This is a genomic window from Rhizobium leguminosarum bv. trifolii WSM2297, assembly GCF_000271845.1.
The window spans coordinates 2,199,231-2,224,734 of the sequence record NZ_JH719395.1 but is presented as its reverse complement, the minus strand read 5'-3'; the positions used below and the strand labels follow the sequence as shown (position 1 = coordinate 2,224,734).

Genomic DNA, 25,504 nt, shown 5'->3' with positions numbered 1-25,504 from the left:
GACCCGCCTGCGCTGCGATCAATCCTTCTCGGGCGCCGAAGGGGCGATGGTTTTTGCAGGGGCTGCGGCCGGCGTTACCGGAGGCGCGGTGTGTATTGCCGGCTTTACCGGAGCCGCAACCGGCTTTGCCGGTTTTGCGCCATCGAGATTTCCAAGGAGGGATGAGATGGCGTTGTCGCCTTCGAAGCCGGCCTCCTTCAGCAATTTGTCGAGGATCGGCTTGTTTGCCTGATAGGAGAGGAGCTGGCCGGCCAAGCCTTCGCCGAGACCGATGCCGCTGTCGCCGTTCGCACCGTTTCCGCGGCCGAGCATGCCGCCGGTATCGAAAATTCTGATATCGGAGATCTTCTCAATCGGCTTGACCGCCTCGGCAAGCGCCTCGGGGATGATGCGGATACGCTCGCGGGTGATCTCGAACTCGATGATGGTCTGGCTCAGCTTGTTGCGGGCCTCGTTGAGCAAAGCCTCGCTTTCAGCCTGAGCCCGGCCAGTTTCGAGAATGCCCTTGGCCTTGATGATCGCCGCATCCGCTTCGGCGTTCGCCAAGGTCTTGATCGCTTCAGCCTGGTCGGTGGCCGCCTGTTTCTCGGCCTCGGCGCCGACGGTCACGGCGGTCGCTTCGGTTTCGGCCTTCTTGCGCGCGTCGATCACGGCAATCTGTTTTTCGCGCTCGGCAATCTCGATCGCCTTGGCCGTGCCGACCTTTTCCTCTGCCGCGATCGCTAGCGCGCGGGCGGTTTCGGCGGTGGCTTTCGCCTCGGATTCCTCGCGGCTTTTATTGGCAACGGCAATCGCGCTTTCCTGCGCGACAATCTGAAGATCGCGCTTAGCTTCGGTTTCGCGTTGCTGGACGGCGCGGGCCGCGTCGATGTTGGCGCTTTCGCGGGCCTGCTTGGCAGATGCCTCGCGTTCAGCGATCGCCTGTTCGGAGGCAATGCGGGCTTCTTCCTCGGCGCGTTTTGCCGCCTGCTCCTGCTGAGCGGTTTCGGCGCGTGTCGCCGCGGATTTGTTGGCGATGTCGCGTTCCTGGCTGAGTTCGGCTTCCCGTTTGGTCCGCTCGATGGTCAGCGATTGTTGACGAGCCTCCAGATCCTTCTGGGCGATGGCGACTTCGGTATCGCGAACGATCTCGTTGCGCTCCTTCTTGCGCCCCTCGGTAATGCGCGTCAGTGCCGCGAGGCCTTGCGCATCGAAGAAGTTGTTGGCGTTGAAATGCTTGATGTCGGTCTGGTCGAGCCGCGTCAGGGATACGGATTCGAGCTCGAGGCCGTTCGACTGGAGATCAGCACCGACCGCTTCCTGCACGGCCTTGACGAAGTCCATGCGTTGTTCCTGCAGAGCGTCGAGGTTCATGGTCGCGGCCACCGAGCGAAGGCCGTCGACGAATTTTGCCTCGATCAGGATACGCAGCGCCTCGGCGTCGTTGGTGCGGTTGCCGAGCGTCTGGGCGGCAAGGGCAATCGAGGAGGCATCGGGTTTGACGCGCACATAGAATTCGGCGCCGATATCGACGCGCATGCGGTCCTTGGTGATCAGCGCATCGCCTTCGCCGCGGCGAACCTCGAGCCGCAGCGTCTTCAGGTTCACCCTCGCGGTCGAGTGGAAGATCGGCAGGACGACCGAGCCGCCGTCGAGCACGACTTTCTGGCCGCCGAGGCCGGTGCGCACATAGGCCTCGTCGCGGCTGGAACGTGTGTAGAGAGAGGCAAGGACGAAGCCGATGCCGAAGATCAAAACGACGGCAATGCCGGCCGGTAGAATAATGTCATACATCATGGCTGCTCCCTGAAAGATTGATTGTCCGCCGCGGCCGGGTCGACCAGTGCGGGAATGGCGATAAATACATCTGCCTTGCGGTCGACGAGGAGGACCTGCGTGCCGATTTTCAGAGGCTCCTGATCTTTCGCGGCCCGGGCTCTCAGCACATGCCAGTTGCCATGCTGGTCCTTGACGCGGACGCGTCCCGGCAATCCCTGGTCCAGCGGGCCGAGCGACACTTCGGCGGTTCTGCCGATGAGCGTGTCGAGATCGACGGCATAGGTTTCGTCATGCGGCACGATCCGCGCCACGGTCCTGCTCGATGCCCTGACCATGGGGAAGGTGATCAAGAGGGCGGGTATGACGGCGATCATGGCCGGCAGCGGCGCCCAGAAGGCGTTGGCGATGGCCTGGATGGCAAAGCCGGCAATAGCGAAGAAGCCGAGCGCCAGCATCATGAGAATGAGCAGGGGAACGCCGCCGAGATTGAGCCAGGACAGGTAGCCCGCAATGCCGTCATGGCCATGAAAATCCGGTTTCCCGAGAAGTTCCGTGATCGAAAAACCCATGACGGTCGCGAGCATCTCGATCGCGGTCAGCCCTGCGAGCACCGCGGCTGCGATGGCAAAGGGAGCGCATTCAGGTGCGAAGAAAAGTGCCATCGGCGTTACCGGTTATCCGTCTTGAAGCGCGCGAGGCGTGCCTCGATCGCCTGTTCGCGGTGCAACCGGTCGAGTTCGTCCAACTCGGAACTGTTGATATGCTCGGCTGAGGGGACGCCGGTCAGCCGCGACACCGCCGCGGCGGCACGGGCCGCACCTGCGCCCGGCGTGGGCTGGCTATGACCGGTTGCAGCAGGTTCGGGATGCAGGGCAATGCTGCGCTTGAAATCGGCAAGGCGGGCATCCGCCTCGCGGCGCGTGGCGAGCACGGCCTGCAGGGCTTTCTGGCCTTCGTCCACCTGTTGCCTGGCATCGGCGAGCGCCTTGTCGAGTGCTGCGATCTGGGATTCGAGATCGATCTGGCGAGCGACACCGGCCTTTGCCAAATCATCGCGCTCAGAGGAGACCGCGAGGCGGATCTTGGCGTCGAGCGCGTTCATGTCCTCGACGATTTCGTCCTTGCGGCTCTGGATGCGGTATTCCTCGGCGCGTGCCTTGCCGAGATCGGTGCGGGCTTCGTCGGCTGCTGCATCGATCTCGCGGATCGCCTGTTCGATGACGGCGATCTTGTTGACGCCTTCCGCCTTGTCGATTGCCGCATTGGCGATGCCTGCAATCAGACGGCCCATGCGGGAAAGAATGCCTTCATTCGTCATGTTTTCCTCCATCCGAGCGGAATTCGGCGTGACGCCGATGTGAATCTCGTAATGATCCTGGCCGGCCACAAGGTAGGCGGGAAAAATACTCTCCCACCCCTTGCTATAACCCGCGACATCGAAGGGTACGGCAACGCGTCCATGCACCGTGGCGATCGTCAGGTCCGAAGGCCCCTTGATGGCAAACAGCTTGTCGTCGAGCGGCAGAAGCGGCGGATCGGCGGTGGCGCCGCGATTGGCGGCGAAATCGCGAAGGCCGAGTGTTACCAGCCGTGCCGGCAGGCTCGTCTGCTCGCGGACGGTTTCATAGGCAATATCATGCAGCACAACCAGATTGGCGCCGGCCTTGTCGTCGATCAGTTCAGTCAGGATATCGATCATACTGCGATAGGCGGCGACAGTATCGTCCAGCGCCTGCCGGGCATGCTCATCAGGCGCCAGCGTGTAGCGTAGCAGCGATGGATGTGGTGTTTTGCCTGTGTTCGCCATACGATAAAACATAAAGCACCGCTTTAGTGCTTTCAAGATGCCGCGCTAAAAATACAACCTAGGTTTAACATGCAGTTAAAAGGAGAACGCAAGTTTAGCGATGGCACCGGCGGCGGTCGGCTCGACTCGCTATCGGGCGGCAGCGTGCGCCTCGCGAATGCCGGCGGTGATACGGTTGATGATGGTCCATACGAGAAGCAGAGCCACTACCGCCCAAAGCCACGACGTCCATGCTGCGAACTGACCACCAGCCGCGACAAAGACGCCGAGCGCGCCGAAAAGAACCGCACGGTCGCTCTTGCCGAGCGGGCCGTCATAACGCCGGCTTGCGCCGACCGTTTGACCCAAAACGCCGGCAAATTCCGTCAGCGCCGACAGGAATATGACTGATATCGCCGGCATCAGGCCGTTGGGATCGATGAACGCAAATGGCAAATACAGGGCGACATCCGACACGACATCACCGATCTCGTTCAGATACGCGCCTAGAACGCTCTTCTGCCCATGTTCGCGGGCGAGCATGCCGTCGATGGCATTGAGTGCCATACGCAGGAGAAACCAGATAGGCACCAGCAGGAACCAATGCGGAAGCGGGGCGACGCTCAGAAAAAGGCCCAGTGCAACCGAGACGGCGGCAGCAACTGATGTCACCTGATTGGCGGTGACGCCTCGTGCCGCAAGAGAGCGGACCAGAGGGCGAAGAATATTCTGAAATCGCGACTTCAATTGATAAACAGACATGCTACCTCGGTGGAGTTTCGCGGCATCGAAAGACCGCACTTCATATCGGTTCACGCAAGGGACTTACATTTGCGACTGGACTTTTGCAATGAAGGCAAATCATTGTTGCCGCCAATGGTTGCAACCCATCCACCAATCTGAATCGGAGAAGACCGTGCTGCAAACCGCCGACAATGCGCAACCGTCCTCGACGGCCAGACCCATGGGTGAATCCGAATTCGCGTCGTTTGACGGCACTCGGCTGTTTTATCGGATGTGGCCTGCGACGGGCGCCGCATCGAAGGGCGCAATCATTCTGCTCCATCGCGGGCACGAACATGGCGGCCGCGTCGCCCATCTCGCCACCGAGCTCGGCCTCGATGATTTTGCCTTCTACGCTTGGGACGCACGCGGCCACGGCCGTTCACCGGGAGAGCGCGGTTATTCGCCATCCTTTGCTGCCTCGGCGCGTGATCTCGATTGCTTCGTCCGTCATGTCAGCGAGACAAGCGGTACATCAGTCGAAAATATCGCCGTCATTGCGCAGAGCGTCGGCGCGGTCCTGGCCACCACCTGGGTGCACGACTATGCGCCGCCGATCCGTGCGCTCGTATTGGCCTCACCGGCCTTCAGCGTCAAGCTCTACGTGCCTTTTGCGAGGGAAGGCATAGCGCTCTGGGAAAAGCTCAAGGGGACATTCTTCGTCAATTCCTATGTCAAGGCCAAGTTCCTGACACATGATCCCGAGCGCATCGCCTCGTACGAATCCGACCCATTGATCACCCGGCCGATTGCCTCCAACATTCTCGTGCAGCTCTATGAGGCCGCCGCCCGCGTCGTTGGCGACGCCCGCGCCATCACCGTTCCGACCCAGCTGCTGATCTCCGGCAGCGATTGGGTGGCGCGACACGCGCCGCAGCACCGGTTTTTCGAAAACCTCGGCAGCCGCATCAAGGAGCGTCATGTGTTTGCCGGCTTCTACCATGACACGCTTGGCGAAAAGGACCGCGCCATTGCGCTGGCCGAGATCCGCCGTTTTATCGATGCGCGTTTCGCCGAGCCCCGTGCGCCTGCCGATCTTCGCACCGCCCATATCCAGGGTTATACCAAGGACGAGGCCGACCGGCTGGCGAGCCCGCTTGAGGCCACATCCCCACGCGGCATCTACTGGGCGCTCAGCCGTCTGAATATCAGGCTCGGCGCCCTGGTCTCCGAAGGCATAAGGACCGGGGTCAGGACCGGTTTCGATTCCGGCTCGACGCTCGATTACGTCTACGAGAACAGGCCGCGCGGGCTCGGTCCCGGCGGGCGGTTGATCGACAGGGTATTCCTCGAGGCGATCGGCTGGCGCGGCATCAGGCAGCGCAAGCTGCACTTGCAGGAGCTGATCGACCGGGCGCTGCAGCGCCTGAAAGCAGACGGCCGCAGTACCCACATGCTCGACATAGCGGCCGGGCACGGCCGTTATGTCCTTGATGCGATCGAAACGGCCGCCGTGCGTCCCGATAGTGTGCGGCTGCAGGATTATTCCCCGATCAACGTCGACGCCGGCCGCAACAGCATTGCCGCGCGTGGACTGGGCGATTTCGTCAGCTTCCGCCAGCAGGATGCCTTTGACGGCGAGGGGCTAGCGGCAATCACGCCGGCTCCGGACCTGGCGATCGTCTCCGGCCTTTACGAGCTGTTTTCCGACAATGCGATGATCGCCGCGTCGCTCAACGGGATTGCCCGCGCGATGCAGCCCGGTGGTCTGCTGGTCTACACCAACCAGCCATGGCATCCGCAACTGGAGATGATTGCCCGCGCCCTGACCTCCCATCGCGGCGGCGAGGCGTGGGTGATGCGGCGGCGAACGCAAGAAGAAATGGACCAGCTGGTCGCCGCAGCCGGTTTCCGCAAGATCGAACAGCGCATCGACCAGTGGGGCATTTTCACCGTCTCGTTGGCGGAAAGGGTCTGAGGGCAAAGCTTTGGGCCAGGCACGTTCTACTTTTTCAGAGGCAGCGCCGGTCCTGAAGCGGGCGGCGCTTTGGCTCGCCTTCCTGGCGCCGTTCTTCTACCTGACCTATGGCGGCGCCAATTGGCTGGCATCGCAACGCGCTCATGTGCCGAACATTGCCTTCGCATGGGAAAGCGCCATTCCGTTCCTCGGATGGACGATCATTCCGTACTGGTCGATCAATCTGTTTTATGCGCTCTGCCTGTTCATCAACACCACGCCGCGCGATGTCGATATGCTGGCGAGGCGTTATCTGACGATCCAGCTGGTCGCCGTCGCCTGCTTTATCGCGTTTCCGCTCGAAGCGATCTTCGTGCGGCCGGAAACAAGCGGCCTGCCCGGCTTCATGTTCGCCGTCCTCGGCGGCTTCGATAAGCCGTTCAACCAGGCACCGTCGCTGCATATCGCACTTCTCGTCGTGATCTGGGACCATCTGCGCGGCCGGCTGCCGCTGCGGGCCAGGCTTGTCTGGCACTTCTGGTGCTTTGTGATCGGTGCCTCGGTGCTGACGACCTGGCAGCATCATCTCATGGACATACCAACCGGCATATTGCTCGGTCTGTTTGCCGCCTGGCTTTTCCCCCGCGATGCCGGTTCGCCGCTTGCGAATTTTGCGGTGAGCGGCGATCCGAAGTCGCGCCGTCTCGGCATCTATTATCTGTGCGGTGCCGTCGCATTTCTCGGCCTTGCAGCGCTCTGCACTCCACTATCGGCCGCAGCACTTCTGTTGCTCTGGCCGGCGATTGCGCTGGCGATTGTCGCGGTCGGATATTTCGGGGCTGGCCCGCAGATATTCCTGAAACGCGCCGATGGCCGGGCCGCGTTTACCAGCCGCTGGCTACTGGCGCCCTACCGGCTCGGCGCTCAAATCAACATCTGGCTCTGGACCCGCAGAATGCCGGCATCCGTGGTGATCGCCGACGGCGTCCATCTCGGTCGCTTTCCGCGTCGCCATGAGGCCAACCGTTTTGCGACGGTGATCGACATCACCGGTGAACTTCAGCGCCCGAGCGGGATATCAACGGGCTGGTGCAGCTTTCCCACCCTTGATCTTACAGGCCTCGACAAGATCCAGACGGGAGCGGCGGCGAACCTCATCGAGGCTGCGCGCCGGGAGGGGCCGGTCCTCGTCTGCTGTGCGCTCGGTTTCCAGCGGAGCGCCTGCGTCATCGTGCGTTGGCTGCTGATCAGCCAACGCTGCGAAGATCCAGCCGAAGCACTGCGGCTGATCGAACGCGCGGGACGGCGTGTTCATCTGCCCGCTGAAACTATCCATGCGGTGGCGGAGGGCCTTCAATGACGCAGTGGAATGCCATGGCCTCGGCGGCCGCGCGAAATCTCGGCCGCAATTCCATCTTCTGCGGGCTGACAGCGCTGTTGCCACTGATTGTCGGCCCGATCCTCGCGGGATATCGAAGCTTCGCTCCGTCTCTCGGCTGGCTCTTGATGCTGGTATTCTGTGGGATCGTTCTTGGGCTGGCGATCCATCTTCTCTTCGACGCGCTGTTGTTTCGCCTTGCGTCGAGCCACGAGACAGAGGCCGACGGTCTTGCCGCCGTCGACGACCTGCTGTCCCGCATGCAGCTTCGCAAACCGGACGGGACGCCGGCTGACCTCGAGAGGCGGATTGCCGCATCGCGCCGCATCGTCTGGCGGCAGCGTTTTGCGCTCGCCATCTATCTCGGAATTTTCGCGATCCTTCTGTTCACTGCGAGCGACGGCCAGCCGCTTTGCTGAATTGCGTGCCCGTTGCGTATATCGCGGTTCCTGCCCGGCCCATAGCGGGCAGCCGGTGCCGATTTCTCTCAGCCTTGCCCTGATATGATCGACGAGTTCACGTCGTTGATGTCGCGCTTACCGCACAGCGCCATGGTGATGTCCATCTCCTTGCGGATGATGCTGAGCGCCAGCGTGACGCCTTCCTTGCCCATGGCACCGAGCCCGTAGAGGAAGGGGCGGCCGATATAGGTGCCCTTGGCGCCGAGTGCCACGGCTTTCAGGACGTCCTGGCCGGAACGGATGCCGCCGTCGAGATGGACTTCGATGCGGTCGCCGACGGCGTCGACGATCGCAGGGAGCATGCTGATAGAGGAGGGGGCGCCGTCAAGCTGGCGGCCACCATGATTGGAGACGACGATCGCATCGGCGCCGGTGTCGGCGGCGGCCCGGGCGTCTTCCGGGTCGAGGATGCCCTTGATGATCAGCGGTCCGCCCCATTGTTCCTTGATCCAGGCGACATCGGCCCAGGAGAGCCGCGGATCGAACTGCTCGTGCGTCCATGCGGCGAGCGAGGTGATGTTGGAGACATTTTTGGCGTGGCCGATGATATTTCCGAAGGTGCGTCGCTTCGTCTGTAGCATGTCCAGGCACCAGAAGGGCCGGGTCGCTATCTGCCAGATGTGCTTCGGGGTGAATCTCGGCGGCGCCGAAAGCCCGTTGCGCAGGTCCTTGTGGCGCTGGCCGAGAATCTGCAGATCGGCCGTCAGCACCAGCGCCGAGCATTTGGCGGCCTTGGCGCGGTTGATCAGCCCGAGGACAAAATCCTTGTCCCGCATCACGTAGAGCTGGAACCAGAAGGGGCGCGTCGTCACCGAAGCGACATCCTCGATCGAGCAGATGCTCATCGTCGAAAGCGTGAAGGGAACGCCGAATTCCTCCGCCGCGCGCGCCGCCAGCATCTCGCCATCGGCATGCTGCATGCCGGTGAGGCCGGTCGGCGCCAAGGCCACCGGCATCGACACCTTCTGGCCGATCATCGTCGTTTCCAGCGTGCGCTCGGTCATGTCGACCAACACCCGCTGGCGCAGCTTGAGCCGACTGAAATCGCTCTCATTCGCCTGATATGTGGATTCCGTCCAGGCGCCCGAATCCGCATAGTCGAAAAACATCCTCGGCACACGGCGCTGCGCGAGCTTCTTCAGATCGGCGATGGTGAGTGGAGCGGCCATGAATCGAACCTTCACATCTGAATGCGGCTACCGGCCATAACATGAATTGCAAAAGGAGCGTTATGGGAAACTAGCCGCCTCGGACGGCTTTCACGTTCCCGGTCTGACGGCGGCCGAGATCGTCAAAGCGTTGCTTTCAAAGCAATACCGGCCACATAGGTCTCGGCGATCGCCCGGTCGTCGCCCATCGTCTGCAGCAGGAAGAGTTCCTCCGGCAGTGTCTTCACCACTTCCATCTTCAGCGCCATGGCCGGGGTGGCCGCAGCATCGAGGACGACGAGATCGGCCTCGGTACCGGGTTCCAATGTGCCGATGCGGTCGACCAGCGACAGGGCTTCGGCATTGCCGCGGGTCATCAGATAATAGCTTTCCAGCGGGTTCAGCCGCTCGCCGAGCAGCTGCTGGATCTTGTAGGCCTCGTCCATCGTCCTGAGCATCGAATAGCTGGAACCGCCGCCGATATCCGTGGCGACGCCGATGCGGACCGGCTTTTCGCGCCGCGCCAGCGCTTTCAACGGAAACAGGCCGGAGCCGAGGAAGAGGTTCGAGGTCGGGCAATGGACGGCGACGGCGCCGGTCTCGCTCATGGCATCGGCTTCGCGCTCGGAGAGGTGGATGGCATGGCCGAACAGGCTTTTCGGTCGGAGCAGGCCGTAGCGGGCGTAGATGTCGGTATAGTCGATCGCGTCGGGATAGAGTTCGCAGGTGAATTTGATCTCGTCGTGGTTTTCCGAAAGATGCGTCTGGATGTGCAGGTCGGGAAATTCGCGGGCGAGCGCCGCCGTCGCCTCCATCTGCGCCGGCGTCGATGTGATGGCGAAGCGCGGGGTGATGGCGACATGGTTGCGGCCCTTGCCGTGCCAGTCCGCTATTACCTGGCGGGTCTCGTCATAGCCCATCTCCGGCGTGTCGAGCAGGCCCTGCGGGGCATTGCGGTCCATCATCACCTTGCCGCCGACCATGCGCATGTTGCGCTTCATCGCCTCGGCGAAGAAGGCGTCGGCCGAGGTCTTGTGCACGGAACAATAGGCGACTGCCGTCGTCGTGCCGTGGCGGATCAGCTCGTCGTAGAAATGCGTGGCGATCCTTTGCGCATGCGCGCTTTCCACGAAACGGCATTCCTCGGGAAAGGTGTAGGTGTTCAGCCATTCGAGCAGATTGGCGGCATAGGAGGCGATCACCTGCATCTGGGGAAAATGCAGATGCATGTCAATGAAGCCGGGCATGATCAGATGCGGGCGATGGTCGATCTCGGCTACATCAGCGGCTGCCTTTGCCTTCACGTCGGCATAGGCGCCGGCCGCCGCGATCAGCCCATCTTCGATCAGCAGGCCGCCATCTTCCTCATAGAGATAGCTTTGGCTATCGGCGAGGCTTAGCGGCGCGCGATGAAAAGACAGCAGGCGGCCGCGCAGGAGTGTCGTCGTCATTGTTTCCTACCTTCGACTGCACTTTCGAACCAGGCGACGAGCAGCTTGCGCTCGTCCGGCGTTATATCGGTCACGTTGCCGGGCGGCATGGCATGGCTTCGGCCCGCCTGTATATAGATTTCCCGGGCATGGGCGGCAATTTCCGCGTCGTTTTCGAGTATCACGCCTTTGGGCGGCCGCACGATGCCTTCATAGGCGGGCTCGGCCGCGTGGCACATGGTGCAACGTGTCGAGACCAGCTGTTTGACGGCAGGGAAATGCGGATCGCCGGCAAATTGCTGGAAGGCGGGGGCCACTGCCGCCGTGTCCTTATCGCCGGTCAGCAGCTTCGGCACGGTCGAAAGCCACATGATCAGGATGAAGAGGATGATGGTGACGATCCAGGTCCAGGTCGGCCGGCCTTTCCTGGCATGGGTGGTGTTGAACCAGTGGCGGATGGTCACGCCCATCAGGAAGACCAGGGCCGCGATCACCCAGTTGAACGCCGTTCCGAATGCCAGCGGATAGTGGTTCGACAGCATGAAGAAGATGACGGGCAGCGTCAGGTAGTTGTTGTGCAGCGAACGCTGCTTGGCGACCTGTCCGTATTTCGGATCAGGCGTGCGGCCGGCGATGAGATCGGCGACGACGATCTTCTGGTTGGGTATGATGATCATGTAGACGTTGGCCGACATGATCGTTGCGGTGAAGGCGCCGAGATGCAGGAAGGCGGCGCGGCCGGTAAAAAGCTGCGTATAACCCCAGGCCATGACGACGAGCACAACATAGAGCACCGCCATCAGGCCCCAGGTGTTCTTGCCGAGCGGCGATTTGCAGAGCAGGTCGTAGACGATCCAGCCGAAGACAAGTGAGGTCAGTGAGATCAGGATCGCCACCGGCGGGCTGATATCGAGCACGTGCCGGTCGATAAGGAAGAGGTCGGCGCCGCCGTAATAGACGATGCAGAGCATCAGGAAGCCTGATATCCAGGTGAAATAGCTCTCATATTTGAACCAGGTCAGGTGCTCCGGCATCTGTGCGGGCGCCACCAGGTATTTCTGGATATGATAGAAACCGCCGCCATGGACCTGCCATTCCTCGCCATAGGCGCCGGGCGGGAGATGCGGGCGTTTCACCAGGCCGAGATCGAGCGCGATGAAATAGAAGGACGATCCGATCCAGGCGATCGCGGTGACGACATGGAACCAGCGCGCCGCGAAGGCGAGCCATTCCCATGCTATGGCATATTCATACATCGAGTTCCCCTATCTTCCTCCGACTCGTGACATTGCGAAAATTTTGGCGGGGAGGGAAGAGGAGATTGAGGACTGCGCCCACAGGGCGACGTTTAGTGCGATCAAAGGAGCAATGGAATGATCACCGCGCTCTACAGCGATCAGCTAATCGCCGAAAATGCGCCGATGGACCGGCGGCTTGCGGCACTCATCCTCGCGCGCGGCAGCCGCATCGGCTACATCGCCTCCGGCCCGGAGCCGCAGCGGGAGTTTTTCAACGAGAAACAGCAGTATTACGCCCGATACGGGCTTTCCCTTGATCTCTTCGTCGATCTCGACGCGCTTTGCGGCGACGAGGAGATCAGCCGGCTGTTTTCCTTCAGTGCCATTCATCTGACCGGCGGCCACACCGCCGATTTTCTGCGGCGGCTGCGCCAAAGCGGCATGCTGGACAAATTGCGCGCATGGGCATTGGATGACGGCATTCTCGTCGGAACTAGCGCCGGGGCGATTTTGATGACGCCGACGATCGCGGTCGATGCTCTGTTTTGCGGCAGTTCGCCCGATGCGATGATGGATGGCGCGGCGCTTGATCTGGTGCCCTTCGAGTTCTTTCCGCATCTGAACGACGATCCGGGCTATCTCCCGGCGCTGTTGCGCTACAGCGAGACGACGGTAATTCCCATTCTCGCCTGCCGGGACGGCGAGGGTCTCATCCTCGGCAACGGGCTCGTCGAAATCTTCGGCACTCCGCTGATGATTTCCGCCGGTTTTGCCGAAGCTGCCGATCGCGTCCGGATTGCCGATCTACTGTCCCGTGCCTAAAAGCTGCCGAGAAGGCTGTGCATTATCCCTCTCTTGTACTTGATCTGCTAATGTAGCGGATCTTGAAACGATGATGACTCGATTACAGTTATGTTTAAGGCCGCCGGAATAAATAAGAACCGTTAGATCATCGGCGGCGCATTCATCGACGGAGAAGATGCCCATGCGCAGCATTCTGACGTGTGTGATGATTGCGTATGCGTCGCTGGCGACGGCCCACGACGCACCCTCGGGATGGAGTTATGACCCCTATTGTTGCAACGGCGACAGTCATAACGGCGACTGCCAGATGATCCCTTCGAAAAGCGTGGCGGTGACGCCGGGTGGATATCGCGTAACCCTGCTGCCGGGCGATCACCGGCTGGTCACGCATGCTCATGTCTTCCTGCTGCCGATGACGAAGGCGATGCAATCCGGCGACAATGACTATCATCTCTGCCTGTTCCCGAACGAGGATACGCCGCGCTGTTTCTATGCACCGGAGATGGGGTATTGAGGCCATGCACATGCATCAGGTGCTTCAGTTTTCGGCCGCCTTCATCTCTTCGAGGATCCAGTTGCGGAAGGCCTTGATCTTGGGCACGTTGCGGCGATTTTCGGGATAGGCAAGCCAGTAGGCCTTGCCGTCGCTGCGGGTCAGCTCGAAGGGCTGGTAGAGCCGGCCGAGCGCGATCTCGGCTGCATAGAAGGCCGGGTTGAGGATGGCGACGCCATGTCCTGACATCGCCGCATCGGCTTCCACCGCCTGCGAGCCGAGCTGGTTGCGCGGGCGGCGATCGAGATCCGTCTCGGTGACGCCGGCTGCCTCGAACCATTGTTTCCACCAGATGTCGCCGGCGTCGAAGAGGTCGAACTTCAAGAGGTCGCGCGGCTCCTTGATGCCGCCGGCCGATTCCGCCAGTTTCGGGCTCAACATCGGGGTGAACTCCAGCCCCATCAGCCGGTGCAGCGTCAGCCCCGGCCAGTTGCCGTCACCCCAGCGGATGCCGACATCGATCTGCTCGCGGGAGAAGTCGATGATGTCGGAGGTCGCCTGAAAGCGCACTGCGATCGCCGGATGCTTCAAATGGAAGGAGCCGAGGCGCGGCGCCAGCCACTTCGAGGCAAAGGTATGGGTCGAGCTGATGGCGAGCGTGCCTTCGACGCTGTCGCGCGCCGTCGCCATCGCGTCATGCAGCATGGCGAAGGCCTCGGTCACCTTCGGCGCCAGCCGCTCGCCGGTGTCGGTCAGTGCGATCTGGCGGGGCCGACGCAGGAAGAGCGGCTCGCCGACATTCTCCTCCAGCAGCTTGATCTGGTAGCTGACGGCGGTCTGCGTCATGCCGAGTTCGTCGCCCGCCTTGGTGAAACTGCCGAGCCGGGCGGCCGCCTCGAAGACGCGCAACGCATTCAGTGGAAACTGTTTCGAGAGTTTCATGGATAAGTTCTCTTGATGCAGGCAGACGGTCGTTCGATTGGAATTGCAGCATTTTTGACGGCACACTGCAACTCATACCATCAATCTATCGAGGTGATGTCATGGATTGCTATGCTATCGAAGAGCGCCGTTCGCAGTCGAATATCGGGATTTTCCGTCGGGCTGCCGGCTGGCTGGTCGGCCGCTTTGATCGTTTCTGCCGTCTGCCCCGGCTCGATCTCGACGCAGCACCCGATCGCATCAAGCGCGATCTCGGTTTCCTCGACGGGCGCGATCCGTATTATGAGGACGACCGCATGCGGTAGGCGCCAAGCGCCGTCAGGATCTCGGCGGCGGTCATGGCGGCGATCACCTCAGGGCGCTTGTCCCTGACCGCCGAGCCGCCGATCGGCAGCGTCAGTCGTTCCATCCAACTGCGCTCGCCGCCGCCTTCGCGCGAAAGCCAGCTTGCCAGTGTGGCACGCTTGGTCGCCGAGCCGATCATGCCGGTGTAGGCGAGATCGGTTCTCTGAAGCGCCTCGCGGGCGATGAGGAAATCCAGCGCATGGTCATGGGTGAGGATGACGACGGCGCCGCCGGCCGGAATATCCTTGACCAGGGCTTCCGGCATCGGCACAAGCCGGGTCTTCGTTTGCGCCGGAAGATTGGCGAGTTCCTCCTGCCGGGTTTCGACGACCGTCACAGACAGCGGCAGCGGCGCAAGGGCCGTCGCCAGCGCTCGGCCGACATGGCCGGCGCCGAAGAGTAGCACTTCGGGCAGATGCTCGATCTCGCCGGCAAGCTTTGCCTCGAGCTCGTCTTTCAATGCCTGCGTCAGTTGGCGAAACCGCAATTGCGTGCGCCCGCCGCAGCATTGGCCGATCTCGGGGCCGAGCGGGATATCCATGGTGGTCGCGCCGCCGGCGCCTCCAAGCATCTCCCGGGCATTGTGGATGGCCATGAATTCGAACTGCCCGCCGCCGATCGTGCCCCACAGCGCGGTCGGGGAGACGAGCATGAAGGCGCCGGCCTCGCGCGGGGTGGAGCCGTGGGTGCCGGTGATGTCGACGAGGATGCTATCGGGGTGGGCGGCGAGGAATGTGGGGAGGTTGGTCATTACAGATCGACCGATGGGTAGGCGGTTGTGGCACCCCCCTCTGTCCTGCCGGACATCTCCCCCACAAGGGGGGAGATCGACAAGAGGTTGGACCAGAGCTTCCTCTCCGCCCTGTTGGAGGAGCAGCGCCTGCGTTGTTTGGGGAAGCCGTCAATTCCATCGGATCTCCCCCCTTGCGGGGGAGATGTCCGGCAGGACAGAGGGGGGTGCTGTCCACTCTGCCGGTCCCGCTCAAGCAACAAACCCGCCGGACGCCCTCTCATCCTACACCCGCTTCATCCGCTCCACCGCCATCAGCACCCGCTCCGGCGTCGCCGGGGCGTCGAGCCTTGGGCAGACCTTGTAGTCGGCGACGCTTGCCACCGCCATCGAGAGGGCTTCGAGCACCGAGATCGCCAGCATGAAGGGGGGTTCGCCGACGGCCTTCGAGCGGCCGATGGTGGCCTCCGTGTTTTCCGACCATTCGGCGAGGCGCACGTTGAAGATCTTCGGGCGGTCGGAAGCGAGCGGGATCTTGTAGGTCGACGGCGCGTGGGTGCGCAGCCGGCCTTTGTCGTCCCACCAGAGTTCTTCGGTCGTCAGCCAGCCCATGCCTTGGACGAAGGCGCCCTCGACCTGGCCGAGGTCGATGGCCGGGTTCAGCGAGCGGCCGACATCGTGGAGGATGTCGGTGCGGTCGATCAGATATTCGCCGGTCAGCGTATCGATCGAGACCTCGGTGCAGGCGGCGCCATAGGCGAAATAATAGAAGGGCGTGCCGCGGCCGGCCTTGCGGTCCCAGTGGATCTTCGGCGTCTTGTAGAAGCCGGCGGCGGATAGCTGGACGCGGGCGAAATAGGCCTGCTTGATGAAATCGGCGAAGGGGATCTCGATCTCGCCGACGCGCACGCGGTTCGGCAGAAAGACGACGTCGGACGGAGCAACCTCCCATTTCTCGGCGGCAAAGGCCGTGAGCCGTTCCTTGATTTGCCGGGCGGCGTCGTAGGCGGCCATGCCGTTGAGGTCGGAGCCGGAGGATGCGGCGGTGGCCGAGGTGTTCGGCACTTTGGCCGTCGTCGTTGCGGTGATCTTCACCCTGTCGATATCGACCTGGAAGCTGTCGGCCAGCACCTGCGCCACCTTGGTATAGAGGCCCTGGCCCATTTCGGTGCCGCCATGATTCAGGTGGATCGAACCGTCCTGGTAGATATGGACGAGGGCGCCGGCCTGGTTGAAGGCGGTCATGGTGAAGGAGATGCCGAATTTGACCGGCGTCAGCGCAATGCCCTTTCTGATATAGCGGCTGTCGCGGTTAAAGGCGATGATGGCATTGCGCCGCGCCCGGTATTCGGCCGTTTCTTCGAGCTCCTCGACCACGCGGGCAATGATATTGTCCTCGACCTCCTGGTGATAGGGCGTGAGCGTGCGCCCGGAGCCCGGCTGGCCGTAGAAATTCAGCTTGCGGATATCGAGCGGATCCTTGCCAAGGGCATAGGCGATCTCCTCGATCACGCGCTCGGCGCCGAGCATGCCCTGCGGCCCGCCGAAGCCGCGGAAGGCGGTATTGGATACGGTGTGCGTCTTCAGCGGTTTCGACTGCAGATGCACATGCGGGTAGAAATAGCTGGAATCGGCATGGAAGAGGGCGCGGTCGGTCACCGGTCCCGAGAGGTCCGAGGAGAAGCCGCAGCGCGCCGCGTAAGTTGCGTCGACCGCATGGATGCGGCCTTCGGCATCGAAACCGACCTCGTAATCGACGAGAAAATCGTGGCGCTTGCCGGTGGCGCTCATATCCTCGTCGCGGTCGGGACGGAATTTGATGGCGCGGCCGAGCTTCTTGGCGGCGATCGCCGCCAGCGCTGCGAACTGGTTGCCCTGCGTCTCCTTGCCGCCGAAGCCGCCGCCCATACGGCGTACATTGACGGTGACCGCGTTCGAAGGGATATCGAGCACATGGCCGACGATGTGCTGGATCTCGCTCGGATGCTGCGTCGAGGACCAGACGGTGACCTCGTCGTCTTCGCCGGGGATGGCCACGGCGATATGGCCTTCTAGGTAGAAATGCTCTTGTCCGCCGATGCGCATCTGCCCCTTCAGACGCATGGCCGAATTCGGCATTTCCGCTTCCGGCTCGCCGCGCTGGAGCGTCATCGGGGTGATGACTAGCGGGCTGCCGTTGGCGAGCGCGCCGTTGATATCGCTCCAATGTGGCAGATCGCGATAATCGATCTTCGCCAGCCGGGCTGCGCGGCGGGCGGCATCGCGCGTTTCGGCGATGACGGCAAAGATCGGCTGGCCGTGAAACTGCACTAAAGTTTCGGCAAGCAGCGGCTCATCATGGCTGCCGTTGGAACTGGTGTCGTTGACGCCGGGCACGTCCTTGCCGGTGAAAACCCAGACAACGCCGGGATAGGCGGCGACCGCGGAGAGATCGATGCCGGTGATTTCGGCATGCGCCCGATCGGAGAGGCCGAGCGCGCCGTGCAGCAGGCCGGCGGGTTCTGGAATATCGTCGATATAATCGGCACTTCCGGTGACGTGTTTATGCGCTGAGTCATGACGCAGCGAGCCGTGTATCGGGCCTGAGATGACGACCTTGCGGTCTTCGAAGGTGGACTTGTCCATTAGTGTCTCCCTGCCGGAAGATTGCCCGTCGCAGACGCTCCGGGCGCTCGCGGCTCAGTGCCGCTCGCCCCCCTCATCCGCCCTATCGGGCACCTTCTCCCCGCTGGGGAGAAGAGGGAGTCGAGACGCTGCACCTTGTCTCTTCTCCCCAGCGGGGAGAAGGTGGCGGCAGCCGGATGAGGGGGGCGGCTAGCTCCAACGGCTGATTTCCCCATCACGCCACCTCCTCGAACCGCTTCAGTTCCGCCGGGGCACCCACCGTTTCCAGATAGAATCGCGTCAACAGGTTCTTTGCCGTCAGCTGGCGGTATTCGGCTGTGGCGCGCCAATCGGTGAGCGGTTGAAAATCGGTGTCGAAGGCCGGACGGGCGGCCTCGATCGTCGCTTCCGTCCATGGTTTGCCGATCAGTTCGGCCTCGACCGCGCGGGCGCGTTTCGGGGTCGCCGCCATGCCGCCGAAAGCGATGCGGATGTCGCTGATCATCTCGGCCTCGTCGAGCGTCAGCAGGAAGGCGCCGAGCACGGCGGTGATGTCCTCGTCGCGGCGCTTGGTGATCTTGTAGGCGGCAAAGCGGCTGGTTTCCTTGGGATAAGGCACGAAGACGCTTTCGACGAATTCGCCGGGCAGGCGATCCTGTTTGCCGTAGGCGACGAAGAAATCCTCGAGCGGCATTCGGCGCTGGCCTGACAGGGAGCGCAGCGTCAGCGTCGCGCCGAGGGCGATCAGCGGCGGCGGGCTGTCGCCGATCGGCGAGCCGTTGGCGATGTTGCCGCCGATCGTGCCCATGTTGCGCACCTGCTCGCCGCCGATGCGGTCGATCAGCCGTCCGAGCGCCGGGATTTTCCTGGCGATGGCTGCGAAGGCTCTGGTGTAGCTGACGCCGGCGCCGATGGTGATGCCGTCCTCGTTTTCCCCAATCGACTGCAATTCGCTCAAATGATTGATGAAGACCACCGGGCTCAGCCGGCGCATCTGTTTCGTCACCCAGAGGCCGACATCCGTCGCGCCGGCGACGACGATCGCCTCGGGCTCCTGCGACAGGACCTCTGCCAGCGCGTGGACCGAAGCCGGCACGATCAGCCGGTCCTCGCCATTGGCAATTCTGATAGTGCCGCTTGCCTGCATTGCCCAGAGTCGGGCGACGATTTCCGAACGCGTCCGCTCCAGCGGGTCGAACAGCGCGCTTGGCCGCATCAAGCTCACCTGCTCGGCGGCCTTGACGATCGGCTCGTAGCCGGTGCAGCGACAGAGATTGCCTTGTAGCGCCTTTTCGATTTCGCGGCGGCCGGGCTTTTCTTTCGTGAGCCACAGGCCATAGAGCGACATGACGAAGCCTGGGGTGCAGAAGCCGCATTGCGAGCCGTGGCAATCGACCAGCGCCTGCTGTACCGTATGCAGCGCGCCGTCGCGGCCGGCCAGATGCTCGACCGTCACCACATGGGTGGCGTGCAGCGAGCCGATGAAACGAATGCAGGCATTGACGGATTCATAAGCGAGCTTGCCGTCCACCAACCGGCCGACGAGCACGGTACAGGCGCCGCAATCGCCTTCCGCGCATCCTTCCTTGGTGCCCGTCAGCCGTCGATTCAACCGCAGAAAATCGAGAAGCGTCTCGGTCGGTCCGACATCGGTCAGTGTGATGTCTTCGCCATTCAGGATGAAGCGGATGCTGTCGTTCATGATATTCCCGGTTGTTTTTTCCAAATGGTTAAGCCGCCGTCCAGCCACCGTCAATCGAGATGTGCGTTCCGGTCACCTGGCGGGCCGCGTCGCTGGCGAGGTAGAGCGACAATGCGCCGATCTCCTCGGCCTTGACAAATTCACGAGTCGGCTGCGCCTTGAGGATGACCTCGCTCTTCACCTGCTCCTCGGTCATGCCGCGCGCCTTGGCCGTGTCCGGTATCTGCTTCTCGACGAGCGGCGTCAGCACATAGCCGGGGCAGATGGCGTTCACCGTCACACCGAATTCGGCAAGCTCCAGCGCTGCCGTCTTCGTCAGGCCTAATATACCATGTTTTGCCGCGACATAGGCGGATTTGAACGGGGAGGCGACGAGGCCGTGGGCCGAGGCGATGTTGATGATGCGGCCGTGGTTCCTCGCCTTCATCAGCGGGATTGTAGCGCGCATGGTGTGAAAGGAACTGGACAGATTGATCGCGATGATCTGGTCCCATTTCTCGACCGGGAAATCCTCGATCTTTTCGACATGCTGGATGCCGGCATTATTGACCAGGACATCGACGGTGCCGAAGGTCTTTGCTGCTGTCTCGATCAGGTCGGCGATCTCGGCGGGTTTCGTCATGTCGGCCGGATGATAGATCGCCCGGCCTTTCGACACTGATTCAAGGTGCGCGACGATCGCCTTGATTTCATCGGCATTTCCGAAGCCGTTGATGACGACGTTGTCGCCGGTTTCGGCAAAGGCCGTGGCGATCGCAAGGCCGATGCCGCTGGTGGAACCGGTAACGACGACTGTTCTGCTCATGCTGTTTTCTCCTGACATTGCGATGCTGCGTTGCAACGTTGTGGCGAGGTTATGCCCAAAGCCGCCAGGCTGGCAATTCCGCTTTATTCGCTTTTCTCGCCCGCATCCGTGTCCTATTGATTTGTCACAATAATCAACGTGCTTGGGAGAGAGATTTCATGAGCGGATATGTTCTGGCCATCGATCAGGGGACGACGTCGACACGGGCGATCGTCTTCGATGGCGATATGCATGTCGTCGGTAAGGGCCAGAAGGAATTCACCCAGATCTATCCGCGCTCCGGCTGGGTCGAGCACGATCCCGAGGAAATCTGGGATTCGGTCGTCTCTACTGTCCAGATGGCGCTGCGCGATGCTGGCGTTACGGCCAAGGATATTTCGGCGCTCGGCATCACCAACCAGCGTGAGACGGTCGTCGTCTGGGAGCGGGAGACCGGCCGGCCGATCCAGAATGCCATCGTCTGGCAGGACCGGCGCACCGCAAGTTATTGCGATAATCTGAAACGGCAGGATCTCGAACGGGTTTTCACCAAGAAGACCGGCCTGCTCCTCGATCCCTATTTTTCCGGCACGAAGCTTTCCTGGATGCTCGCCAACGTAAAGGGTGCCAAGGCACGCGCCGCCAGGGGTGATCTCTGCTTCGGCACGATTGACACTTTCCTGATCTGGCGGCTGACAGGCGGCAAGAGCTTCGTCACCGACGCAACCAATGCCTCGCGCACGCTGATGTACAATATCGCCTATAATGCCTGGGACGAGGATCTGCTCGATATTCTCAGAGTGCCCGCCGCCATGCTGCCGGTGGTCAAGGATTGCGCCGCCGACTTCGGCACCGTCGATCCTGAGATTTTCGGTGCTGCGATCCCGATCCTCGGCGTTGCCGGCGATCAGCAGGCGGCGACCATCGGCCAGGCCTGTTTTGCACCGGGCATGCTGAAATCGACCTACGGCACCGGCTGTTTCGCGCTGCTCAACACCGGCGCAGATATGGTGCGTTCCAAAAACCGGCTGCTGACCACCATCGCCTATCGCCTGAACGGCGAGACGACCTATGCACTGGAGGGGTCGATCTTCATCGCCGGCGCGGCGGTACAATGGCTGCGGGACGGGCTCGGTATTATCGGCAGCGCCGCCGAGACCAACGCACTTGCCGAAAAGGCCGATCCGACGCAGGAGATCTATCTCGTGCCCGCCTTCACCGGCCTCGGTGCACCGCACTGGGATGCCAAGGCGCGCGGCGCGATCTTCGGGCTGACGCGCAACAGCGGTCCGGCGGAATTCTCCCGCGCCGCACTCGAAGCCGTCTGCTACCAGACCCGCGACCTGCTCGACGCCATGCAGAAGGACTGGAAGAACGGCGCTGAGGACACGGTGCTGCGCGTCGACGGCGGCATGGTCGCCTCCGACTGGACGATGCAGCGCCTCGCCGACCTGCTCGATGCCCCCGTCGACCGTCCAGTGATCCTGGAGACAACGGCGCTGGGTGCTGCCTGGCTCGCCGGCAGCCGGGCAGGGGTGTGGCCGGACCGGGACGGTTTTTCAGCAACCTGGAAGCGGGATCGGCGGTTCGAGCCCGACATGGCGGAGAAGCTGCGGGCGGCAAAGCTCAAGGGCTGGAAGAACGCGGTCAGGCGGACGCTGAGCGAGGGGTGAGGAGCGCGATATGGCCCCTGCTCGTTTCCGCGTCGTGTTCGGCTATTTCTTCAGCCAGAGCGTGGGCGAGCTCCGGAAGATCACGAAGGGGCAGGGCTTCCCTGGTCAGCTCAACCAGTTCTCAACATCGCGGGCACCGTATATAACGGCGACGACGAAGATGCCGTAAGGCATAGGTTCATAGATGGCGATATAGCGCCCTTCAATTAAAATCCGCGCCGTCGGGCTGAGTTCCGGGCGAGGAGAGCCGATGTGAGGATGCTCGGCGGCAAGCTCCACCTTTTCCAGAATCCGGACGAGAAGGGCGTCGGCGGCCTGCTCATTGTCCGGCGCGATGGAGCGCCAGATATCGCGCAAATCTTCCTCGGCGCGGGGGCTAAGAATATGATTAGCCACGCGTACGAGCTTCCGCCTTCAACTCCGCCAAAAGCGTTGCCGCGTCGATCTCGCGGCCTTTGCCGCTCGCCATGCCCTCGTCATAAGCCTTCTTGAGGCGGCCCATTTCTATCAGCCGGACTTCCTCCCGCTGCTCCCACAGGCGCAACGCATCGCGAATGACTTCACTGTTGGAGGCATAGGCCCCCGACTCAACCGCATCGTGCAGACGCGCGATCTGTTGAGGGGAAAGCGATATGGTCAGGGTTCTCATGGCCTGAATTGTAGCGCAGCTAACAAGAAATAACAATTTCTCTTAGTTCGGGCGTGCGTCCATGGGTCCTGCCCGACCTGCGAAGATTGGAAAGATAGTGTCCCGCGATCCGACTCTGCTTCGGGCGTGAGGGCGCCTGCCTTCAATAATTTTTTGATGCGGCCTGTCGGCTAAGCGGTTACTTCTTCGTCATTCGGAAAGAGGAGTGACCCGATGCTTTATGCAATCCTTTGTTACGCCCATGAGGAAACCGTCTTCGCCTGGAGCAAGGAGGAGGAGGCTGCGGTCATGGAGAAGCTCTACGCCGTGCAGGAGCCGCTTGCCGCATCCGGCAAACTCGGCCCCGTCGGCCGGCTAATGCCGACGACGGCTGCGACCACAGTGCGCAAGGGCAAGGACGAGCCTTTGGTCATCGATGGGCCTTTTGCGGAAACCAAAGAGGCGCTTCTCGGCTTCTACGTGGTCGACTTCGAAACGCTCGACGAGGCAGTCGCCTTCTCGAAACAGCTTTCATCCGTCAATCCGGGTTCCACCTCTTACGAAATTCGGCCGTTCTACGTCTTCAGGCCGGGAGATGCTTCATCATGACAGACATTGCCTGGATCGACCTTGCACTGGCCTCGGCCCGCCCGAAGGCGCTTGGTGCGCTGCTGCGCTATTTCCGCAATCTCGATACCGCGGAAGAGGCGTTTCAGGAGGCATGCCTAAGGGCGATCCGCACATGGCCGGAGAAGGGGCCGCCGCGCGATCCCACCGCCTGGCTCATTTTCGTCGGACGAAACAGCGGCATCGACGCGGTGCGCAAGCGGGCAAAGCTCCAGGCCTTGCCGGACGAGGATACGATCTCCGATACCGAGGATGCCGAAAGCGATATCGCCGAGCGGCTGGACGATTCCCACTATCGCGACGATATCCTGCGGCTTCTCTTCATCTGCTGCCATCCGGATTTGCCGGCAACCCAGCAGATTGCGCTGGCCCTGCGCATCGTTTCAGGCCTTTCGGTGCAGCAGATCGCCCGCGCCTTCCTGGTCTCCGAAAGCGCCATGGAACAGCGTATCACCCGGGCCAAGGCGCGCGTTGCCAAGGCAGGCGTGCCTTTCGAAACGCCGAGCCCTGAGGAACGGGCCGAACGTCTGTCGATCGTCAGCACGATGATCTATCTGATCTTCAACGAGGGCTACAGCCAGGCCGATCCCAGGCATGAGGCGGCCGCCTTCAGCGACGAGGCGATCCGGCTGGCGCGGCTGATGCTGCATCTCTTTCCGTCGGAACCGGAGTTGATGGGGCTGCTTGCGCTGATGCTTTTGCAGATCTCGCGCCGGCCGGCGCGCTTCAGCGCCGAAGACGAGATCGTGCTGCTCGAAGATCAGGATCGCTCGCTATGGAACCAGCCCTTTATCAACGAGGCCTTGGCGCTGCTCGACAAGGCGCTGCGACACCGCCGGCCCGGCCCCTATCAGCTTCAGGCGGCGATTGCCGCCATCCATTCTCGGGCAAAACGCGCCGAAGACACCGACTGGGTCGAGATCGATCTGCTCTATCGCGCCCTGGAGCGCCTCCAGCCGTCGCCAGTGATAACGCTTAATCGGGCCGTCGTGGTTTCCAAGCTGCACGGCCCCCAGGACGCGCTCGATCTGATCGACCCGCTCGGCGAAAAGCTCGGCGGCTATTTCTACTATCATGGCCTGCGGGGCGGGCTGCTGAAGCAACTCGGCTTGACCCGCCAGGCGCGTGAAGCCTTCGACCGCGCCATCGCGCTCGCCCATTCGGCGGCTGAGGCAGCCCATATCCGCCGGCAGATCGACAAGCTGCAGGAAGAGACGGCGATCGCCAAATAAAAAATCGATGCGCTGTCGGAACGGCGAGCTTCGACACGTCCTTGCAACAACCTGACACGAAAACAGGTTTCACCAAATGGAGAGATGTTGAAATGACCGCCAGCACGCAACATGAACTCGTCCTCGTTCGCGAATTCGATGCGCCGCGCGAGAAGATCTACAAGGCATGGACCGATCCTGATCTGCTGAAGCAGTGGTTCGTGCCGCGTCCCTGGGGTGTCAGCGAAGCCAAACTCGACGTCCGTCCTGGCGGCTCCAGCGTCGTCGTCATGCAAGATCCCGAGGGCAACCAGTACCCAAATCAAGGGGTCTATCTTGAGATTATCGAGAACGAGAAGATCGTCTTCACCGATGCCTATACCAGCGCCTGGGTGCCGTCAGAAAAACCTTTCTTCACCGGCGTGATCCTGCTCGAAGACCTCGGCAATGGTCGCACGAAATATACGGCCAAGGCGCTGCACTGGCGCGCCGAGGATAAGGAAGCGCATGAGAAGATGGGCTTCCACGAAGGTTGGGGCAAGGCGGCCGATCAGTTGGCGGAGTTGCTGGCGACGATGTAAGCGGCGGGGGCGGCGTGGCGAGGGCCGCGCGGCGTCCCTGGCTTCAAGTGTAGTGTGAGGCGGCTTGGAAGATGATTCCGCCAGCGCTTCGAAGTCGTTGATTCGGAATCGAATTGGTGGTTCTGGTCGGTTCGGCGCTAGGATCGCCCGGCGAGGGCAGATGATGGGGTGAGCGGCAAAGCTGCGAATGCGCTGAGCGCAAGCGAAGGGCAACATATAGGGCATGCCGTGCGGCCCCCTCATCCGACCCTTCGGGCCACCTTGCATAAGAGATGTTGTATAAGCGGGATGCCTTTGGCCGGGCGGCCGCCCGGCCAAAGGCGCCGATTGTCGGATCGCAGCCACCAGAACCTTTTGGGTTGGGGAGAAGCAGGATCGCGATCGGCTCCTCATCGTGGCCCGAATGGTTGCTGGAACAACCTGGTTCGTATGCAAGGCAGGGACGACAAGGATGGCTGAGATTATCACGAAAGCCGCCGGTATCGATACCGGCAAAATGTG

Annotated in this window: 25 protein-coding genes; 10 read left to right on the top strand and 15 right to left on the bottom strand. The window is 62.0% G+C overall.

Translation table 11 applies throughout. The features are described 5' to 3' along the window. Positions 1-18: 18 nt before the first annotated feature. The 4 genes from RLEG4DRAFT_RS26195 to RLEG4DRAFT_RS26180 form a co-directional block, all read right to left on the bottom strand. Positions 19-1,776 carry a flotillin family protein gene (locus RLEG4DRAFT_RS26195; protein WP_003581309.1) on the bottom strand — a complete coding sequence of 586 codons (1,758 nt, stop codon included), beginning with the start codon at positions 1,774-1,776 and terminating at the stop codon, positions 19-21. Next, the gene (locus tag RLEG4DRAFT_RS26190) at positions 1,773-2,420 is read right to left on the bottom strand and encodes an OB-fold-containig protein (protein WP_003581308.1); all 648 of its coding nucleotides are present in this window, start codon (positions 2,418-2,420) and stop codon (positions 1,773-1,775) included. The genes RLEG4DRAFT_RS26195 and RLEG4DRAFT_RS26190 overlap by 4 nt, the downstream gene beginning before the upstream one ends. Before the next feature lie 5 nt (positions 2,421-2,425). Then, positions 2,426-3,565, bottom strand: coding sequence for a PspA/IM30 family protein (locus tag RLEG4DRAFT_RS26185; RefSeq protein ID WP_088941461.1), 1,140 nt, complete (start codon positions 3,563-3,565; stop codon positions 2,426-2,428). Positions 3,566-3,694: 129 nt separating this feature from the next. Continuing rightward, positions 3,695-4,306 (bottom strand): CDP-alcohol phosphatidyltransferase family protein, encoded by a 612-nt coding sequence (locus RLEG4DRAFT_RS26180; protein ID WP_003581304.1) that lies wholly within the window; start codon positions 4,304-4,306, stop codon positions 3,695-3,697. 154 nt (positions 4,307-4,460) lie between these two features. Between RLEG4DRAFT_RS26180 and RLEG4DRAFT_RS26175 the strand changes: the two genes are divergently transcribed. From RLEG4DRAFT_RS26175 to RLEG4DRAFT_RS26165, 3 genes are read left to right on the top strand one after another with little or no spacing between them, the layout of a single operon-like run. Beyond that, positions 4,461-6,245, top strand: a complete 1,785-nt coding sequence (locus tag RLEG4DRAFT_RS26175) for a bifunctional alpha/beta hydrolase/class I SAM-dependent methyltransferase (protein ID WP_003581301.1) — start codon at positions 4,461-4,463, stop codon at positions 6,243-6,245. Between the two features lie 10 nt (positions 6,246-6,255). Further along, positions 6,256-7,584: a phosphatase PAP2/dual specificity phosphatase family protein gene (locus RLEG4DRAFT_RS26170; RefSeq protein ID WP_003581300.1), complete on the top strand. Its 1,329-nt coding sequence runs from the start codon at positions 6,256-6,258 to the stop codon at positions 7,582-7,584. Further along, the gene (locus RLEG4DRAFT_RS26165) at positions 7,581-8,021 is read left to right on the top strand and encodes a hypothetical protein (RefSeq protein ID WP_003581298.1); all 441 of its coding nucleotides are present in this window, start codon (positions 7,581-7,583) and stop codon (positions 8,019-8,021) included. The genes RLEG4DRAFT_RS26170 and RLEG4DRAFT_RS26165 overlap by 4 nt, the downstream gene beginning before the upstream one ends. A 68-nt stretch (positions 8,022-8,089) precedes the next feature. Here RLEG4DRAFT_RS26165 and RLEG4DRAFT_RS26160 read toward each other — a convergent pair whose 3' ends face one another. From RLEG4DRAFT_RS26160 to RLEG4DRAFT_RS26150, 3 genes are all read right to left on the bottom strand, one after another. Then, a complete protein-coding gene (locus RLEG4DRAFT_RS26160) occupies positions 8,090-9,232 on the bottom strand; it encodes an alpha-hydroxy acid oxidase (protein ID WP_003581296.1) in 1,143 nt (380 codons plus the stop codon). Positions 9,233-9,354: 122 nt separating this feature from the next. Next, positions 9,355-10,662 (bottom strand): guanine deaminase, encoded by a 1,308-nt coding sequence (gene guaD, locus RLEG4DRAFT_RS26155; protein ID WP_003581295.1) that lies wholly within the window; start codon positions 10,660-10,662, stop codon positions 9,355-9,357. Further along, positions 10,659-11,897: a urate hydroxylase PuuD gene (locus RLEG4DRAFT_RS26150; protein WP_003581293.1), complete on the bottom strand. Its 1,239-nt coding sequence runs from the start codon at positions 11,895-11,897 to the stop codon at positions 10,659-10,661. Before RLEG4DRAFT_RS26150 ends, guaD begins: the two co-directional genes overlap by 4 nt. Positions 11,898-12,014: 117 nt before the next feature. Here RLEG4DRAFT_RS26150 and RLEG4DRAFT_RS26145 point away from each other — a divergent pair, with 117 nt between their 5' ends. Continuing rightward, entirely contained in the window at positions 12,015-12,701 is a 687-nt protein-coding gene (locus RLEG4DRAFT_RS26145) for a Type 1 glutamine amidotransferase-like domain-containing protein (protein WP_003581291.1), read from the top strand. A 163-nt stretch (positions 12,702-12,864) separates the two neighbouring features. Further along, positions 12,865-13,197 (top strand): hypothetical protein, encoded by a 333-nt coding sequence (locus tag RLEG4DRAFT_RS26140; RefSeq protein WP_003565666.1) that lies wholly within the window; start codon positions 12,865-12,867, stop codon positions 13,195-13,197. A 24-nt stretch (positions 13,198-13,221) separates the two neighbouring features. On the opposite strand, the gene RLEG4DRAFT_RS26135 is transcribed toward RLEG4DRAFT_RS26140, so the two are convergent. Further along, complete coding sequence (locus tag RLEG4DRAFT_RS26135; RefSeq protein ID WP_003581290.1) at positions 13,222-14,118, bottom strand: LysR substrate-binding domain-containing protein; 897 nt, start codon at positions 14,116-14,118, stop codon at positions 13,222-13,224. A gap of 101 nt (positions 14,119-14,219) precedes the next feature. Here RLEG4DRAFT_RS26135 and RLEG4DRAFT_RS26130 point away from each other — a divergent pair, with 101 nt between their 5' ends. Further along, entirely contained in the window at positions 14,220-14,423 is a 204-nt protein-coding gene (locus RLEG4DRAFT_RS26130) for a hypothetical protein (protein WP_003581289.1), read from the top strand. Here RLEG4DRAFT_RS26130 and xdhC read toward each other — a convergent pair. The 4 genes from xdhC to RLEG4DRAFT_RS26110 all read right to left on the bottom strand — a co-directional run bounded on the left by xdhC (position 14,399) and on the right by RLEG4DRAFT_RS26110 (position 20,304). Continuing rightward, entirely contained in the window at positions 14,399-15,214 is an 816-nt protein-coding gene (xdhC, locus tag RLEG4DRAFT_RS26125) for a xanthine dehydrogenase accessory protein XdhC (RefSeq protein ID WP_003581288.1), read from the bottom strand. The genes RLEG4DRAFT_RS26130 and xdhC overlap by 25 nt on opposite strands. 264 nt (positions 15,215-15,478) lie before the next feature. After that, on the bottom strand, positions 15,479-17,818 hold the full coding sequence (gene xdhB, locus RLEG4DRAFT_RS26120; protein ID WP_003581287.1) for a xanthine dehydrogenase molybdopterin binding subunit: 2,340 nt from the start codon (positions 17,816-17,818) through the stop codon (positions 15,479-15,481). Positions 17,819-18,032: 214 nt separating this feature from the next. Continuing rightward, positions 18,033-19,499: a xanthine dehydrogenase small subunit gene (xdhA, locus tag RLEG4DRAFT_RS26115; protein ID WP_003581286.1), complete on the bottom strand. Its 1,467-nt coding sequence runs from the start codon at positions 19,497-19,499 to the stop codon at positions 18,033-18,035. A 28-nt stretch (positions 19,500-19,527) separates the two neighbouring features. Further along, complete coding sequence (locus tag RLEG4DRAFT_RS26110) at positions 19,528-20,304, bottom strand: 3-hydroxybutyrate dehydrogenase (protein ID WP_003581285.1); 777 nt, start codon at positions 20,302-20,304, stop codon at positions 19,528-19,530. Between the two features lie 158 nt (positions 20,305-20,462). Between RLEG4DRAFT_RS26110 and glpK the strand changes: the two genes are divergently transcribed. Continuing rightward, the gene (glpK, locus tag RLEG4DRAFT_RS26105; protein ID WP_003581283.1) at positions 20,463-21,956 is read left to right on the top strand and encodes a glycerol kinase GlpK; all 1,494 of its coding nucleotides are present in this window, start codon (positions 20,463-20,465) and stop codon (positions 21,954-21,956) included. 105 nt (positions 21,957-22,061) lie between these two features. Here the strand turns inward: glpK and RLEG4DRAFT_RS26100 are convergent, their stop codons facing one another. Next, positions 22,062-22,352, bottom strand: a complete 291-nt coding sequence (locus RLEG4DRAFT_RS26100; RefSeq protein WP_003581281.1) for a type II toxin-antitoxin system RelE/ParE family toxin — start codon at positions 22,350-22,352, stop codon at positions 22,062-22,064. After that, positions 22,345-22,605 carry a type II toxin-antitoxin system ParD family antitoxin gene (locus RLEG4DRAFT_RS26095; protein ID WP_003581280.1) on the bottom strand — a complete coding sequence of 87 codons (261 nt, stop codon included), beginning with the start codon at positions 22,603-22,605 and terminating at the stop codon, positions 22,345-22,347. Before RLEG4DRAFT_RS26095 ends, RLEG4DRAFT_RS26100 begins: the two co-directional genes overlap by 8 nt. A 213-nt stretch (positions 22,606-22,818) precedes the next feature. Between RLEG4DRAFT_RS26095 and RLEG4DRAFT_RS26090 the strand changes: the two genes are divergently transcribed. The 3 genes from RLEG4DRAFT_RS26090 to RLEG4DRAFT_RS26080 all read left to right on the top strand — a co-directional run bounded on the left by RLEG4DRAFT_RS26090 (position 22,819) and on the right by RLEG4DRAFT_RS26080 (position 25,003). Further along, positions 22,819-23,193 carry a YciI family protein gene (locus tag RLEG4DRAFT_RS26090; RefSeq protein WP_003581279.1) on the top strand — a complete coding sequence of 125 codons (375 nt, stop codon included), beginning with the start codon at positions 22,819-22,821 and terminating at the stop codon, positions 23,191-23,193. After that, the gene (locus RLEG4DRAFT_RS26085) at positions 23,190-24,443 is read left to right on the top strand and encodes an RNA polymerase sigma factor (RefSeq protein ID WP_003581278.1); all 1,254 of its coding nucleotides are present in this window, start codon (positions 23,190-23,192) and stop codon (positions 24,441-24,443) included. Before RLEG4DRAFT_RS26090 ends, RLEG4DRAFT_RS26085 begins: the two co-directional genes overlap by 4 nt. Before the next feature lie 92 nt (positions 24,444-24,535). Continuing rightward, entirely contained in the window at positions 24,536-25,003 is a 468-nt protein-coding gene (locus tag RLEG4DRAFT_RS26080; RefSeq protein WP_003581277.1) for an SRPBCC family protein, read from the top strand. A 43-nt stretch (positions 25,004-25,046) separates the two neighbouring features. On the opposite strand, the gene RLEG4DRAFT_RS41145 is transcribed toward RLEG4DRAFT_RS26080, so the two are convergent. Beyond that, on the bottom strand, positions 25,047-25,504 hold a 458-nt coding region (locus RLEG4DRAFT_RS41145; RefSeq protein ID WP_210161336.1), incomplete at its 5' end, for a hypothetical protein.